Genomic DNA, 16,519 nt, shown 5'->3' on the forward strand with positions numbered 1-16,519 from the left:
GGTGGTGGTCATGTCGACCTGCGTCAACGTTCCGTTGTCATCCTGGGTGTACAGGGTGACGGGCAGTCCGGTGACCGGTTCTTCGCAGGCATCCTGGACGCCGTCTTCGTCGTCGTCGAGCCAGACGTAGTTACCGATTTGGATGGGGACTTCCTGGCATAAGAACTCTACGTCTCCAAGGCTTGCCGCCTTACCGAAGAACTCTCCGTTCCCGGTTCCACCGGTGGGGGTAATGGGTGTTTGGAAAAGGGACAGGTACCTGAGGTAATCTCCTGTGGTAGCATCCATAAAACGTACGCCCCCAAGGTTGCCTCCGAAGATAGCTGGTGCCAGGATGGTATTTGTTCCCGGTTGGGAAGCCAGTGCGCCAAACACCGTCTCGACGTGACCACCGGAAGGCTGAGCTCCCGGTGTCAAAAGTTCAGAGGATCCATCACCGATGAAAAATTCCGTTTCAGGGTTTACCGTTGCTCCGCTAACGATATCCTCCACCTGATAAAGCCCGTTACTGATGTTTTCAGCACGAACCAAGTCTCCTCCGTTGATGGTCCGGGAGCCAGAAGCGGGAAATCCTGCGTTGGCGTTGAACGTACCGGAGTAATCAGCTTTTCTATCGCTGATCCCAATAACCATATTGCCGCCATCATCGAATTCGATATCCGTTACATGAGGCATTGGATAATAAGAACTGGCGCTGGTCGCAGCTTCGGGGGTTTCGACCCCATTTACCCAGGCTCTCCATTCTGAGCTCTGAGTGCCGAATGGTTGACGAGGGTAATCCAACGCAAAGTCGATTACCCGTTCGAATACCGGAGCCGGGGTGTTGGTTGGAATGCGGACAACATAGGTATGCAAATCTGCCGTGTCCTGAGAAGTAAGTGCAGTACACGTTACTGCAGAATAAAGATAGCCCTGTCTGATTTTCAGAGCACCTGGCCGCCATTCATCTCCACTACAGAGGGAAGTAACTGCTGCAGGGTAAGCGATCGTCGTTGCCGCCCCCGCCGAAATCGTACTTCCGGACTGTACGAGCGGAATTACGTGAATCAGGTTGTCGTGGTAGTTGATTGCGTACAACAGGTTGTTTTCTTCATCCACTTCAATATCCCCCCAGCCGGCAAAACCGACCAGGTCTCTGGCTTGCGTATCCCCGAATGTGGGAGCGTTAAAGTCTGGAGAAGAATAGTCGTGAACGTCTTCACCCGCGTCCGCTACATACAACGGAACTGCGACGTTGGGGTTATTGTCCCGATCTATAGCATAAATAGTACCCAACGCCGTATCATTCGGCCCTGAAGGAAAACCGGCATAGCGCTTCATGTAAGAAGCTACCAGAATGGTATTCGATGCCCGGTGGTAGCCGATAAAGCGAACCGTACCAATGTCTGCGGTTAAAGCATTGACGATATGACTTTCGTTCACCGGAGGTTGAGCATTGCCACTTCCTTCGGGGCCAATGGGGCCAAAGGTAGAACTGGGGGTATAGGTGCCAGAGAGGAAAGACGCCTCAAGAACGGCCTCCTGGGTCGTATGGAAAGCCGGATCTCCTATCACATAACAGGCAACGGAAAATTGAGGGTTTTCCTGACAGTAGTCGTCCGGATTGACCACCCCGTAATCTACCTCACAGCTTGCCATGTCGACAAATTGGGTGTTCGTTCCGCTGTCATCTCCGGCAAAGCCGGGCTGGAGGTAATCCTGCAGTGGTGTGGAAAACTCTACGCGAACCGGATAGGTTATTGCATCGTCATTGATCGACCAGTCGCCATCGGCATTAGTCCAGGTCGTAGCGACGGGGACGTCGCTGTCGCATTCGTAGATTTCGACGAAAACGTTTGCTTGTCCAACCTCCGTTGCACCTGCGTCTGCGCCATCGTTGTTGAAATCGTTGAATACATTCCCCCCCAGGTCGTCTCCGTCCACGCAAGGATCGGTACACGCGATGAGATCGAAAGGAATGGTGATCGTACAGCCCTGATCGTTCATCACCGTAGCTTCGATCAGCAGATTGTAACCGGGTCCGGCAACGGTTATCGGGCCGAAGGACGTAGTTCCTGAAGCCCCCGCAATAATAACAGCAGGCTGTGCCGTACCGGCAACTGTAACCTGGATGCTGCTTGAGGCAGGACTGGCGATCATGCTATAATCTACATTGAAGGAAACGGTAAAATCTGTTCCGTTTGTGCACTGTACATCGAGTGAGGTGATATCAATGGAACAGGGAGAAATAAGACCGAAATCCACCGTGTAGTTGGCATTGGCATCAATGACGTAATCCGTAAGACCATTCAAGGCCGGTTCACCGGTAGGCTCGCCGAGTTCTTCGAGCGTTATGACGGCTGTACGGATGGCGGCTCCACTAACCGTACCATTATCGTCGTCGTCCGCAGGGACGACATCAGGATCGGAAGCTGGCTCATACGGGCCGGCCCCCAACAGCAAGAGACTACCGGTCGACGTTCCGTAACCAGCAGGAGGAATGATTTCCACGATGTAATCACCGGGTAACAGATCGGTGAAGAGGTATTCACCGGAACTATTCGTAGTGGTGGTCATCAGCACGGCACCGCCGGCGTTGAGCAGGTTCACCGTCACGCCGGGTATACCACTTTCCGTCAGGTCAAATAGCCCGTTATCGTTGCTGTCCTCCCACACCAGGTTACCCAGGGAGACGTAGTCGCCCACAATCTCGATGTCACCACCGGACCCCTTAAGATCCGTGCTGTTCGGGGAGGTAACCGCACCGTCGTAGGGAACGATTGCCCGGGGATCGGGGAAATTCGTCCCAACGAGATCAGTAAGCATAAAACCCGCAACGCCGTGTGGCCCCTGGCTGCCGTTAGCAATATTAGCGTCCCGCACCATGTCAGCACTGGAATACCAAACAAATGCATCGGGCGCCGTGCCGTCGTAGCCAAAATCCACACCACCGTAAGATTCGGTGCCGTAGCGGTTCGCGTTGGTGGGGTTTTCACGCGGAGCGGTGAAGAATGGGTCTGCAACCCACGTGCCATTACCTCCCACCAAATACGCCACCTGAGAGCGGTGGTTGTACCCGGCGTAATCGGTCAGCATAGTTTTCTGGGCAATCAGCATGTTTCCGTCGGCATCGAAAGCGATGTCGCTGATCGGGGCGGTGTGCTCCAGGTCGGCACCGTTGTACTCCAACTGATCCGTAAGTGGCAGAAATGCTCCGGTAGCCGGGTCAAGCGCGACCGACCGAATAAATGGTTTTATCGTTGGGTTGGGTCCGTTGTCGTAAAAATTGTCGGAGATGTTGTCACCGCAGTCACCGTTTGTACACGCCAAATCCGTCCAAACGGAATAATAAAGCCGGCCACCATATACGCCAACACCCCAGACCCGATCCTGTAAAGCAGGCATACCTGCCGCTCCGTTATCCGGAATGCCGTAATCGAAAGGATCGGGCTGAACCGTACCATTGGCCGCTATCCGATAAATTTTGCCGTCTTCGAAGTTGGATACAAAGAACTGGTCGTTGCTGACGTCATATGCAATATTACCCAGGCCGGGGCCGGTGTTGTTTCGGCTGCCCGTTGAGAGATTAAGATCAGTACCGTTGAAGGTGATGAAAGCATCGTAGTCTGCAGTGGTAGACTGCTGGGGCAGCACGGCAAATACGGATGGAGCCCCGGAAACGGCATCCAACTGGTAAATGGTACCAGCGGCATTCAGTTCCGCGGTGGCGTTGGGCCCGCCGGTCGCGGCCCGGCCTATCGCGCCCGTTCCGGACTGAAAATTAACGTTTGCAGACGTACCGTTGGCCTGAGAGAGCAGGTTAAGTTGAGGAGAAAACGAGCTGGATGCGGTAACGTACATGTTACGCTCCCGGTCTACAGCAGTACCGAAAACACTACCGAGGTTGGAGAAAGACCACATAGCAGGGTGCAGCTCGGCCGGACGGCTCCAGATGGGATAGTTTCCGCCATTCAGGTCGTAGGAGTTGACGGTAGTGACAGGATTTCTCACCTCGAAGAGTGCAACCACCGCATCGCCGGCGTTGAGCACACCACAGGTAAGCAGGGCATCGCCGGTTTCCAGTAGTGTTCCGCGGTCGGGGTCAAAAATGAGGCTCGCTTGCGGAGCAGAGAACATAGTCAGCCACTCCGGAAGCCCTGCTCCGGAAACCTTATGGGCACCTGCGCTCGCGCCCAAATCCTCTCGTTCCGATACAGGGTCAGCCCCGCCGGAAATTGAAAGAAGACCAGGAGAAATTAAGCCAAGCACTACGAGTAGAGTGAAGGTCTTCTGATTCATGAGAAACATTTAAAATATAAGAGGCGTAGTGGCCTGAATAAGACAGCACATAGCATCACCAATGAGAAAAATCTCACACAATCGACCGTACCCCGGAGGGTGTCAGTCTATCCGAAAAAAATGGGAAGGTCAGATCTATTTTTTCACGATGATTCTACGGCCATCAAAAAGCCAAATTTCCCGCAATATAGATCGAAGTAAACGTGCAACTACTGTTCGACGCTTATTTTTTTCAATAAATTAAATAATATTTAAAGTTTAAACACAATTTTTACGATATACACGTTTAAACTTTTATCCACTTGTGATTCAGTATCCGGAGTAACCATTCGAGGTACAGATGTACAATGCAATACCAAAGGTCTTATATTGCCCCGGCTCAAACCATATTCTATGCCCCATTCCAAGTTTATCCTGAATCTCTTACTCTTCGGCCTGCTGACTTTTCTGAGCCCGCTTTGCGCCCAGACCAGTGACGGATCATGGCTCAGGAACCTCAGGCTAAACGACGGAATGATTGAAGTACCTGCTACCGTTGACAGCGTAATGCTGGATGGTTCAATGATGACCATTTCCACTACCGACGGGCGGCGGGCGCTAGCCCTTTCGCCTGGCCTCCACCTCCTGAAGGAAGGAGGCAACTCCGAACTTTACCACGTAGCTGATTCCGCAGGAAACAGCCCCGGTAAACTTCGTCGCATACCATTATGGCTATCCATCCTGCCTCCGCTGATTGCCATCGGGCTTGCTCTCATATTCAAGGAAGTACTTGTTTCCCTCTTTGCGGGTATATGGGTAGGCGCGTTCATTGCTGGCGGCTTGCGGTTCGAAGGTTTCCTGGGCGTTATCAAAGCCCTGATGGAAACGATTGAGAACTATGTGATCAATGCCCTTAACGACGGGGGGCACCTGAGCATCATCGTTTTCAGCCTGCTGGTGGGTGGCATGGTAGCCATTATCAGCCGCAACGGAGGTATGGCCGGTGTTGTGGAACGGATGACCAAATACGCCAAGACACCAAAATCTGCTCAATTCATCACCTGGCTGCTGGGCGTCGGTATCTTCTTCGACGATTACGCCAATACCCTTATCGTAGGTAATACCATGCGCTCGGTGACGGACAAATTCAAAATCAGCCGGGAGAAATTGGCCTACATCGTTGATTCCACCGCCGCCCCCGTAGCATCAATCGCTTTTATAACGACGTGGATCGGAGCTGAACTGGGGTACATCGGCGACGGTATCGAAGGAGTTGCCGGGCTGGAAGACCTTAGTGCCTATTCTATTTTCCTGGAAAGCCTCAAGTACAGTTTCTACCCAGTTCTTACCCTTGGCTTCATTCTCTTTATCATCAGTACCAAACGCGACTTCGGCGCGATGCTCAAAGCCGAGCAGCGCGCCCGCACTACCGGCCTGCTGAAAGATAAAGGTCCCGAGGGTCAACACCATGAAGACACTGAAGACCTCAGCCCCGTGGCCGGCGCACCGCTACGCGCCAGAAACGCCATCATCCCCGTTGTGACGGTAATCGTGATGACGATTATAGGACTGATCGACACCGGACTAGGATCGTTGTTCAGCGGGTTAGAAAACCCGCCTGCCACCGATGGGTGGGGAGCGACGTGGTCTGCGATAGAAGGCGACTTTTTCTTTAAACTCGGCGAAGTTGTCGGGGCTGCCGATAGTTACGTTGCACTGCTGTGGGCTTCCATCAGTGGTGTCGTTGCAGCAATCATCATGACCGTGGGCCAACGGATAATGACCATCGGCCAGACCATGGGCAGCCTGACCTCCGGTTTTAAGGCCATGTTTTCGGCGATCATGATTCTCACCCTGGCCTGGGCGCTTGCTCTGACCACCGAAGACCTGCACACCGCGACTTTCCTGGTCGATTTGCTGGGCAACAGCCTCAATCCTTACTTCATTCCGCCCATCATTTTCGTGCTTTCGGCACTCGTGAGTTTCAGCACCGGTTCCAGTTGGAGTACAATGGCGATCATCTACCCTATTGCCATCCCTCTTACCTGGGCAGTAGCTACGGGTGCCGGCTGGGAATACGCCGAGGCCCACAGTTTACTCTACAACGTCATCTCGATCGTACTGGCCGCCAGTGTTCTGGGCGATCACTGCTCCCCTATTTCAGACACGACGATTCTTTCCAGTCTGGCATCAGACTGTAACCACATCGACCACGTCCGGACTCAACTCCCCTATGCTCTTACGGTAGGCGTTACGGCACTCGTGCTTGGCACCCTGGCCACTGTTTTGGGTGGTGGCTGGATTCTGTGCCTGCTGCTCATGCTCGCTGGTTTGGGCTTTCTCTACTTCATCGTTCGCTGGCGGGGTACTGTGGTGGATGCTTAAGCTTTTATTCGGGGCGGGGCCGCAGGTGCAGGGAGAGATTTTACGGTTGGTTCTTCGGCTGGAGGCCGGGGCCTCCGCTCTGCACCTGAACGCTCGCTTCGCGACCGAACGGAACCGGGAATTGCACCTGCGGCAGCGCCCCGGCAAATACTAGCCCGAAACCTACGAATTCTAGTCTTCGCAAGTCTAAACCACAAATTATACCGATCTTAGCGCCCGCTTCGTTACCGGAGCTCTTTTTAAGCCAACGTTCATGTCTAAGATCACAGATTTCTTTCTAGGAAACATCAGTAACGAAAAACACCGTAAAGCCATCATATGGCTTTGGCGGCTTGTCTTTCTGGCCCCAGTGCTGTTCATCCTTTTTTGGGTAGGCCTCAGCTTTACCGACCTCCCTTCGGTGACCGAACTGGAAAACCCGAAAAACAACGAAGCCAGCCGCATCCTTGCCGCCGATGGCTCCGTCCTCGGCCGCTACTACCTCGAGAACCGGGTAATGGTGGATTACTCAGAACTCGGCCCCAACATCGAGAACGCACTCATCAGTACCGAAGACGAGCGGTACAAAGACCACAGTGGCATCGACTTCCGGGCCCTGGGCCGGGCCATCGTCAAAACCGGAATCATGGGCAACAAGGCCTCTGGTGGTGGATCAACGGTTACCCAGCAGCTCGCAAAACTGCTCTTTACCGATGGTGGCGAGGGCAGTAAAAACATCATTGAGCGGATCTTCCAGAAGTTTCAGGAAATGTACATCGCTGTACGCCTCGAACGTAAGTACACCAAGGGCGAAATCATGGCTATGTACCTCAACCGGTACGATTTCATCAACGGTGCCCAGGGCATCCGCGCAGCCAGCGAAAATTACTTTGGCGGTAAGAAGCCACACGAACTGGACGTACACGAAGCCGCAACACTCGTAGGTATGCTGAAGAACAGTTCGCTCTACAATCCGCTGCGCAACCCCGAAGGCGTAACCAACCGCCGCAACCAGGTCTTCGCCCAGATGATGCGAAACGGCCACCTCACCCAAACCGAATTCGACAGCCTGAAGGTGATGCCCCTCGGCATCAAGTACAGCAACCAGAAGCACGATGACGGCATGGCCCCCTACTTCCGTCAGGTGCTGAAGGAGGAAGCTAAGAAAATCCTCGCCCAAAAGCGCTATTACAAGAGCAGCGGCGAACGGTACAACGTCGACCTCGACGGCCTGACCCTCTACACCACTATCAACCCTCACCTGCAACGACACGCTGAAGAAGCAGCACTCAAACACATGAAAAAACTCCAGGGGGAGTTCTTCCGCCACTGGCGCAACGAAGACCCCTGGACGTACGAAAGCCCAACCTCCGAAACAGAGATCAGCCTAGAGTACCGGACCGAAAGCCTCCAGCGGGACATTCGTAACTCTGATCGTTACCAAAAACTGCGCTCTTCGATTCTCGCTCCTGCTATCCGCAAGGTGAACGAACAAATAGACTTCACCTTCCACCGGGATGACCGGGAGATCGACCGCATGATCAGAGAAGAAAAAGACGGTGGTGTCTTCACCGACCTCATCCGCCGTAAGCTCATTAGCCGCAATCTTGCCAACGACCATAAAAAGGTGATGAAACACGAAACCTTCGGCCAGCTGAAAGCAGCCTGGAATAAGCTGCAGGAAAGGGTCGACAAAGACTTCAATGAAGAAGTAAAAATGCGCGTATTCACCTACGATCGCCCCAGCATGGAGACCGACACCATGATGACACCCCTCGATAGTGTCCGGTACCACAAGATGATCCTCCAGATCGGAAGCATGTCCGTTGAGCCTACTACCGGCTACGTGCGTACCTGGGTCGGCGGCACCAACTTCAAGTGGTTCCAGTTCGATCACGTAACGACCAAACGCCAGGTCGGTTCCACCTTCAAACCCCTCGTGTACGCAACCTCCGTCGACCTGCGTGGCATCAGCCCCTGTTTCGAAGTGCTCGACCAGCCCATCACCATCGCTCCCGGAGACGGCAGCTTTTACCTCCAGAAGCCATGGACCCCACGTAACGCCAACGACGACTACAGCGGCAATTTCATGAACCTCTATCACGGGCTCAAAAACTCCGTCAACACAGTTTCCGCTTACCTGATGCAGGAGCTTGGCTCCACCGAGCCGGTACGGACTCTGGCCGCCAATATGGGCATCCCTAAAGACGAAGTACCTGATGCTCCTTCCATTGCACTGGGATCGGTAGACCTTACCGTTCAGCAAATGACCGGTGCCTACACTACCTTCGGCAACAACGGAATCTTTAACAAGCCCGTCTTTCTTACCCGCATCGAAGACCGTACGGGACGCGTCATTTACAAATACGTACCCGAAGAGCGTCGCGCCATCAGCCCTGCCGCTAATTTCGTGATGGTCCGGATGCTCCAGCAGGCATCCGTTGGTGCCCTTGGCGGCGTCCAGGGCCCCGTGGGTGGTAAAACAGGAACGACTAACGACCAAACCGACGGCTGGTACATGGGGCTTACCCCTGAGCTTGTGGTAGGCACCTGGGTTGGCGGAGATAACCGCTGGTTGCGTTTCCGTAGCCTCAGCTACGGTAGCGGAGCACATATGGCCAAGCCATTCTTCCGTGAATTCGTACGGCAGTCCCAAAAAGACGAAAAAGTAGCCTGGAACACCAAGCGCGACTTCTACCGCCCGCGCGGCGACCTGGGTATCGAACTCGACTGCGAAGCCTACTCCAGCGGCGACAACGACGATGTGCTGGAAGACCGCGACAGCACATTCATGCTGCCCGATGATCCCTTCGGCGGCGGAGGCATCAATAACAACCCCGACTTTTAAGGGTATCGAAGCGCGCTTAAAAACAGAGCAGGGCGGAGTTTTCAAGTGTCTTCGGGCGCCCAGAGCCCAGGAAACGAACGTTCGAAGCCTTGTGATGATTTCCGCCTACGGCTACAATTTCACAAGCGCTTCGAGACCTTCAAAGAAGGCAAGCCTGATGTTTTTAATCATCCGGCATTTATTGAGCGGGCAAAAAAAGTCCCACATCCGGACAAACCAGATGTGGGACTTTTTTTGTGTGGATCAGCTCGTAGCTTAGTCAACAAGGTGACTCGTGATGTCGGCAGCTTCACCCGTTTTAGGGTTGGGGCCGTACTCGTTAGCACCGGGCTGACTGTCGGTTGCAAACCAAACGAGCAGCAGGATAGCACCGATAAGCGGAACGATAGCGATGAGCAACCACCAACCGCTGCGGCCGGTATCGTGCAGGCGGCGTACACCTACGGCAATTCCGGGAACGATCAGTGCCAGGCTAACCAGGCCCGAAAGCATTGAGCCAATAGTTTCTCCCAGTACAACACCTAACATTGTTGCAATGATCGAGAGGATCATATTACCGAGAAAGAAGTACCAGTACTCGCTACGACGTGAGCGACCGGTGAATTCAGCGTACTTGCTGATGGCTAGTTTAAAGTATTCTACCATTAGGAGGTTGTTTTTACGGGTGAATCAGAGGGTGTGTTAGGCCCTAAAGATAAACCTTAGCTTGAAAAAACAAAGCCTCCCTGCTATTTTACCAGCTTAAAGCTGTACTCCACCATTTCCAGAATCGGTAAGTCTTTTTTATCGTTCTGCTCCAGGTAAATGTCGATCGTTATCGTTTCGTCTTCGTCTTTGTCCTTGCTGTCGAAGGTAATCTTGATCGTTCCGCTTTCTCCGGGGGCATAGGTTTTAGCGTCGTTGTGCTCTATCGTAGTGCAGTCGCAAGCCTGGATCAGCATCACTTTCGCGGGCACCGTGCCTTTGTTTGTAAAGGTGTACTCAAAGCTGCGGGTATCGCCTTTCTGCACCTCTCCCAGTTCCAGTTCGCGCTTGTCGAACTGCAGAATGGGTAAGCCTTCAATATCCTTCTGGCCGTACAGGCTGCTGAAACGGGTAATTACCGGAGGCTCGGTCTGCTTAGGCGACTGAGCCACTTTAGCGGGCGCGGTCGCAGGTACAAAGGGTGCTTTTGAAGTAGCAGGCATTGCCTTACGGTTCTTGTTTTCCATCTTGCGCTCAATCACATCCCGGCGCAGAACAATGGTAGTCGGGCCTTCCAGAATTTTAAACTCCGTACGGCGGTTGAGTTCGTGCGCACGTTCCTGGGTTTCCTTATCCGGTAATGCATTAATGAAGGCATCGGTAAGTACATCGCCTTCGTTCAGGAAGTCGACCCGTTCGGCCAGGCGTGCGGAGACGGTTTGCGGAACGGTTTTACCGTAGCCCTGGGTCTTGATCCGCGGACCACTGATGCCACCGTTGATGATAAGCCACTTACGGGCACTGGCCGCACGGCGTTGGCTCAATTTTTGGTTCAGGTCGGCGTTACCACGGCTATCGGTATGTGAACCAAGCTCGATCACCATATCCGGGTACTGCTCCATCAGGCCCTGAACTACCCTCAGGTCAGGCTCAGCCTCGGGCTTGATGTCTGCCTTATTGAAGTCGTAAAGGATGTTTTCCAGCGTGATGGCCTCTTCGATATCGATCGTATCGTAGAATTCCGTCGGTGGTGGCGGAACGGGGATCTTACGCAGGAAGAAGACGTGCTGAATGTCCTTACTTTCTTCCAGCCCCAGTGTATTCACTTCAACCGTGTCCGGAAAGTAACCGGGGGAAGTCGCTATCACGCTGTAGGCGGTCTCCAGCTCAAGGCCAAAGTCGTAGCGGTTGCCATCGTCGCGGCTTTTCTGGCTGCCTGCTCCGGCCGGCTCATCGTTTACCAGCGGCTGAAGGACAACGGCTCCGGTAGTCAGTGGTTCTTTGTCTTCGTTGAAGATTCCAACCACCAGGTTGGCGTAGAGGCTGGCAACCTGGAACCCGTAGATGTCGTCACAGCAGGTTTTGCTTTTCACCGAGCGGCCACCTTCGCGGTTACTGGTGATGAAGCCCACGAGGCCGTCGCCGAATACGCTCAGGCTCTGGTCATCGACGGTGCTGTTAAAGCCAGGACCCATATTCTCGGCCGCGCTCCACTCGCTGCCGTTCCAGGCGGAGTAGAAGATATCAAAGCCGCCCATTGTCGGGCGTCCGTTGGAGCTGAAGTACAGTGTTCCGTCAAAGTAGAAGGGAGTGTCATCATCACCAACGGTGTTGATTGTTTCACCGAGGTTGACCGGCTCACCGTAGCGTCCGTCTCCCAGGTAGGGTGCGTAGTAGATGTCACGGCCACCGTAGCCGCCGTCCATATCCGAAACGAAAAAGAGGACCTCGCCGCCAAAGAGCTCGCCGGGAGCGGGCTGCAGGGCCAGGCGTCCGTCTGCATTGATGCCGGAAACGGGATTACCGCTCTTCCAGCCGTTGTCTTCTACGTCAGACAGGTAAATCTTTGCCGCTACGATTCGGTTGCTTTCCATCTCGATGCGGTTGTAGTACAGCCGGCGACCATCGGCGCTCAGCGCCGGGTTCGCGGAGTGAACCCCGGGGCGATTCACTTCTTTGCCGAGAGCGGCAGATTTGCCCCATCCTTTGTCGTCGCGGGTAGACATAAAGATGCGGCTGAAGCTTTTTTCGTCGTTTGCGTCCGTCTGGGGGACCGCTGCTGTTGCCTGCCAGGTAGAGAAGAACAGCGTTGAACCGTCGCCGGAGAGTACCGGAGAGTACTCGCTGAACGAGCTGTTCACCTTGCGGTCCAGCCCTTCCAGTGCTACTTCACTTGTCTCCTTCGGCACATCGCGGTATAGCCTGATGCCTTCAAGTTCCAGCTTTGCGAAATGCTCCAGTTTTTCGTCAGTGTTGTGCAACAGGAAATCCTCGAAGTAAGTACGTGCTTCATCGTACTGGCCATCCATCTTCAACGCCCGGGCGTAGTGGTAGCGGTGAATGTTGTTGGTCGTATCGCTCGACTCGGAACGGCGAAACACCTGGGTGTAGTTCCGTACGGCAGCTTTAATGTCGCGCAGCTTGAGGTTCATCAGTGCGATTTCAGGCCGTAGGGGCAGATCATCGTTCTGGTCGTAAGCAGTCTCGTAATTCTCCAGCGCAACGAACCAGTTATTAGTACGCCGGGCGCTATCTGCGGCCGCCAGGACCTTCTCCTCGTTAGAAGCTCCGGCTAGTGGCTGGGCCTGAAGTAAGGTGGGAAGGACAGAAAGAAAGAAGGCTAGGAAGATATACTTCATCGGGAAGGATGCTAATGGTAGTTGGAGGGCGGGGAAACGAAAGTGAATCTGATCTCTTAAACGCAGGAACAAGGCCGCAACGTTTAAACAAGCCGTTAAAGCCTTGGGCAGAGAATCGTCGGCGTCACCTCTGGTTTCTTGTAGATGTTGAAGATGTAAGCCAGGCCGAGTTCGAAAGCACCCTGATAGCTGGTCACGTCACGTGCCTGGCTCAGGGTAATATCATAGGCCAGCGCTGCGCGCAGGCGGTCGGTATCAAAACCAACCATCACTTTGGCGGCATCTCCGGTACGGTAACCCAAACCAAGACGCAGGTCCAGGTCTTTTTTCAATTCGCGTGCGCCCCATGTCTGCAAAGAGAGCGAACTCGTTCCCGCACTCTGTTGAAAGAACACAGTAGGCTGAAAGCGCCATTTTTCGCTCATCTCGAGGTCGAGACGGGCGTGAGCATGAAGGGTGCTAGGGCGCTCGCTTTGGCCTCCGCCGGATCCGCCGGTGGTCATGGATGTGTCCTGTCTCGTCGTTAGGCTCCTACGATCGGGGTTGTTGAGATGCAGTAAAGAAACGCCCGCTTCAAAGACATTATCCTTTTTGGCATCCAGCAGCATCTTGAGCTTAACTCCTGCGTTGAGGTCATTATAGCTAAGGCTGTTTCCGTCCATCCCATCGTCTCCCATCACAGGAAATTCTGCTGCAACACCAGTCCCCTCCAGACCTCCAAGGCCAGTAGCGATGGTGGCTTGCTGGTTAAGACGTCGTTCAGAAGTAACGCTGTATGATGTACTACCGTACTGTACTCCCAGGGTGATGATATTGGTTCTTTTCTTGTCCAGAGCAAGGTGATAGGAGCCACTGAAACCAAAAAAGGTAGAAGTGATGTCCAGTCCGCCAGCATCATCGGTGATGAAGTTGAAGCCTACACCTACCCAGTCCTGCTTCCGGAAGCCGAAAGCCAGAGGCGCATCGGCGTAGAGGTTCGATGTCTGGATACCGTCGATGCCGAACCACTGGCCACGGTGTACCCCACCCGCGCGGATGGAACCGGAAAAGGAACCGGTATTCGCAGGGTTGATCCACAGCGGTGCGTAGTTGTGTAACGTGAAGTGCGTGTCCTGGGCGCTGAGCGAAAAAGTACTCAGGGCGAAGGCGAGGAAAAAGAGTAAGCGGCTGAAGCGCATGGGCGGGCGGTTAACGGTAATCAGGGTTGCCGGAGATGGTTCGTCCGGGATTCGGATGGCCCAAGATAAGCAGATTTCCTACTTCCTCGTCATTGGTCGCTTAAAGACCGGCACCGTACTGCATGGTTCGCCGTACATGATGGAACGAACGACCGGGCGTAATTTGGCCGTTACGTCGAGATATGCAGACGCAGGCACCTCTTTATCGCCGCACCCCTTGATCACCAAACGCTGGTCCGTAAAGGCCTCAAGGTCAAGACTGGCAATGGTTTGGCGGTAATGTGAGCGCAGGTACTCTTCCTGCGTCCCCTGATAGATGTCTGCTGCGTAAGGAGATGCAGCTGCAGCAACGAGCATGTACGCCCAGGCCGGTATGATGGCGTCAGCGGAACAGAATACTAACAGGGTTTTGTCCTGATACTGACTAAAATCATGGCTTTTAACCGCTTCCCGGAAGTCCTTTTCCTTCAGGATGAGCTCCATAAAGAGGTAATCCTTGAGGTCAAAACTGGCCATGGGCGCAGAGGGCCAGTAGTCTTCCAGCTTCAGGGTAATCAGTTTCGAGTTGGCTACTTTATTGACGAGGGGGGCTGCCATTGGGTTTGTTTTTCCTTGAGAACATTTTTCTATCTCCAGGGTTGAGTCGCGTCGTTCGCTCTCCCTGTACAAGTTCCTCTTTTCGGGAAAAGAGCGGATAATCACTCGCTGCCTGAGGCAGCATCGGCCGGCCTCAAAAAACCTTCTTTGCACCTGCGGCCGCGCCCGAGCATCACTCTTCCTCGACCATGAGCTCTTCCGGTTTGCCAACCTCCGTCTCTGGAGTTGCGAAGTCCTTCGGCACGGGCATTTCGTCGAGGCTCTTGATGCCAAAATAATCAAGAAAGCGATCGGTAATCGAGTAGAGCAGCGGCTTACCAATACTATCCGCGCGGCCGGAGATGGTAATGAGCTCTTTCTCCAACAACTTCTGAATAGAATAATCGCAGGAGACACCCCGGATCTTCTCCAGCTCCGATTTCACTACGGGCTGCTTGTACGCAATAATGCTCAGGGTTTCGAGGGCCGACCTGCTCAGCTTTTTGTTGGACTGCATACGCAGGTGAGTACCGATCGTTTCGTGGTAAGCTCCTTTGGTCATGAACTGGTAGCCACCGGCAACTTCGGTAATTTCGAAGCTGTGAACATCAAGATCGTAGCGCTTTTTCAGCTCATCGATGGCCTCCAACATCACCTTCCTGGCAAAACGGACACCGAAGTTTTCCAGCAAAACACTTTGCAACTCTTCGAGCGATACAGGAGTGGGCGCCGCGAAAATGAGGGCCTCTATATGTTGGGGTAAATACTGCATGGAGCGCGAAGGTAAAAGTTAGATCGCATAGTGCAGATATCAGAATGCAGAAATCAGAGCGCAAACGCGGAATCCGGTCCCGAACTTATACGCTCTGATTTCTGCAATCTGTCTTCTGAGCTTTACGCTCCGCTCAACTACCCGATGATGCGCTTCTTCATCGCTTCGAATTCCTCTTCAGTGATGATGTTTTGCGCCTTCATTTCCGCCAGTTCTTTGATCTTGCGGATAGCATCTTCGTCCATAGGAGAGGAAGCGCTGGCCACTGTGGGTTCCGGAGCGGGATCCGGTGCTGCGGTGGGCTGTTTCTTTACCGTGGGTGCCGGAGCGGGCGGCGGTTCAACTGCAGCAGCGGGCTGGGGAGCCTGGGGGGCTGTTTCGGTTGAGTCGGTTTCCTCTTTCCATTCTTTGGCGACTTTCTTACCCTTCTCAAACTTCTCGCGGTAGAGTTTTTTCAGGCGGTCGGTATCGAAATCAAGAATTGTTCCGCCGGTGGCAAAGTGTGTTTTAAACACTTCTCCCAGCGCATAGGTGCTGGCTCCGTTTATTACTGCAGTGGTAATTCCGCCAACGACAGAGCCGACAACGGGAATAACTTTTATCAGACTACGCGCACCAGCACGGGCCATCGTGCTCGTCGTCAGGGCCGAAACAATGGCTTTACCCTGGGTCTCGGCAAAATCGATATCGTACACCCGGCAAAGCTGACGGATCATATCGAGTTGCAATGCACTAACGGCAAATACATCCGCAATTGGCAGCGGAATTATATAGCTGGCACCCATGCTCCAAATCACGTGGTTACGAATAACCGTTTCGGCGTGCTGGTTCTGATGCTTATTGCCTTTGGGAGTCATAAAGGATTTTTTTAGTTGCTTTTTAGCAATGTCTTCTATCTTCTTACGCATGGTGTATCAACGTTATAGCTTACTGCTAAGTTATGGGGCGCGGCCGCAGGTGCAGGGGAAGTTCGACGAACAGGTAAGATTGATAGACCTATGGGAGTTGTAGAGTCGGGAGTTGTAGAGTCGGGAGTCGGGAGTCACTGTGCTACACATGCTTGTGCAAGGTGAGCAAGGGGATAGTTCAATTAAGTGTGTCTGGGTTAATGAATAGTCTCTAGCAAGGCGAAGCCTTGCTACGAGCGCGCGTTCCGCGCCGCGAAGTCGGAGGCCGGAGGCCGGAGACTTCGCGGCGCGGA

10 protein-coding genes are annotated in these 16,519 nt (G+C 53.6%); 3 read left to right on the forward strand and 7 right to left on the reverse strand.

The genetic code is table 11. The features are described from left to right. A partial coding sequence (locus FUA23_RS21535; RefSeq protein ID WP_262713720.1) for an SdrD B-like domain-containing protein occupies positions 1-4,278 on the reverse strand: 4,278 nt, incomplete at its 3' end. A gap of 393 nt (positions 4,279-4,671) precedes the next feature. On the opposite strand from FUA23_RS21535, the gene FUA23_RS21540 reads away from it, so the two are divergent. The 3 genes from FUA23_RS21540 (at position 4,672) to FUA23_RS21545 (ending at position 9,469) form a co-directional block, all read left to right on the forward strand. Beyond that, complete coding sequence (locus FUA23_RS21540) at positions 4,672-6,642, forward strand: Na+/H+ antiporter NhaC family protein (RefSeq protein WP_147932850.1); 1,971 nt, start codon at positions 4,672-4,674, stop codon at positions 6,640-6,642. After that, positions 6,635-6,796: a hypothetical protein gene (locus tag FUA23_RS22490; RefSeq protein WP_187271181.1), complete on the forward strand. Its 162-nt coding sequence runs from the start codon at positions 6,635-6,637 to the stop codon at positions 6,794-6,796. The genes FUA23_RS21540 and FUA23_RS22490 overlap by 8 nt, the downstream gene beginning before the upstream one ends. 99 nt (positions 6,797-6,895) lie before the next feature. Further along, entirely contained in the window at positions 6,896-9,469 is a 2,574-nt protein-coding gene (locus FUA23_RS21545; protein ID WP_147932851.1) for a transglycosylase domain-containing protein, read from the forward strand. 255 nt (positions 9,470-9,724) lie between these two features. Here the strand turns inward: FUA23_RS21545 and FUA23_RS21550 are convergent, their stop codons facing one another. The 6 genes from FUA23_RS21550 to FUA23_RS21575 all read right to left on the reverse strand — a co-directional run bounded on the left by FUA23_RS21550 (position 9,725) and on the right by FUA23_RS21575 (position 16,226). Next, on the reverse strand, positions 9,725-10,114 hold the full coding sequence (locus FUA23_RS21550) for a DUF805 domain-containing protein (RefSeq protein ID WP_147932852.1): 390 nt from the start codon (positions 10,112-10,114) through the stop codon (positions 9,725-9,727). An 83-nt stretch (positions 10,115-10,197) separates the two neighbouring features. Beyond that, positions 10,198-12,792 (reverse strand): DUF1573 domain-containing protein, encoded by a 2,595-nt coding sequence (locus FUA23_RS21555; RefSeq protein ID WP_147932853.1) that lies wholly within the window; start codon positions 12,790-12,792, stop codon positions 10,198-10,200. Positions 12,793-12,887: 95 nt separating this feature from the next. Beyond that, the gene (locus FUA23_RS21560) at positions 12,888-13,970 is read right to left on the reverse strand and encodes a PorP/SprF family type IX secretion system membrane protein (RefSeq protein WP_147932854.1); all 1,083 of its coding nucleotides are present in this window, start codon (positions 13,968-13,970) and stop codon (positions 12,888-12,890) included. Between the two features lie 78 nt (positions 13,971-14,048). Then, a complete protein-coding gene (locus FUA23_RS21565) occupies positions 14,049-14,567 on the reverse strand; it encodes a DUF2480 family protein (protein ID WP_147932855.1) in 519 nt (172 codons plus the stop codon). A gap of 172 nt (positions 14,568-14,739) precedes the next feature. Beyond that, a complete protein-coding gene (scpB, locus tag FUA23_RS21570; protein WP_147932856.1) occupies positions 14,740-15,318 on the reverse strand; it encodes an SMC-Scp complex subunit ScpB in 579 nt (192 codons plus the stop codon). Positions 15,319-15,455: 137 nt separating this feature from the next. Then, on the reverse strand, positions 15,456-16,226 hold the full coding sequence (locus FUA23_RS21575; RefSeq protein WP_147932857.1) for a DUF697 domain-containing protein: 771 nt from the start codon (positions 16,224-16,226) through the stop codon (positions 15,456-15,458). Positions 16,227-16,519 lie beyond the last annotated feature (293 nt).

This window comes from Neolewinella aurantiaca (assembly GCF_008014675.1).
Lineage (GTDB): Bacteria > Bacteroidota > Bacteroidia > Chitinophagales > Saprospiraceae > Neolewinella > Neolewinella aurantiaca.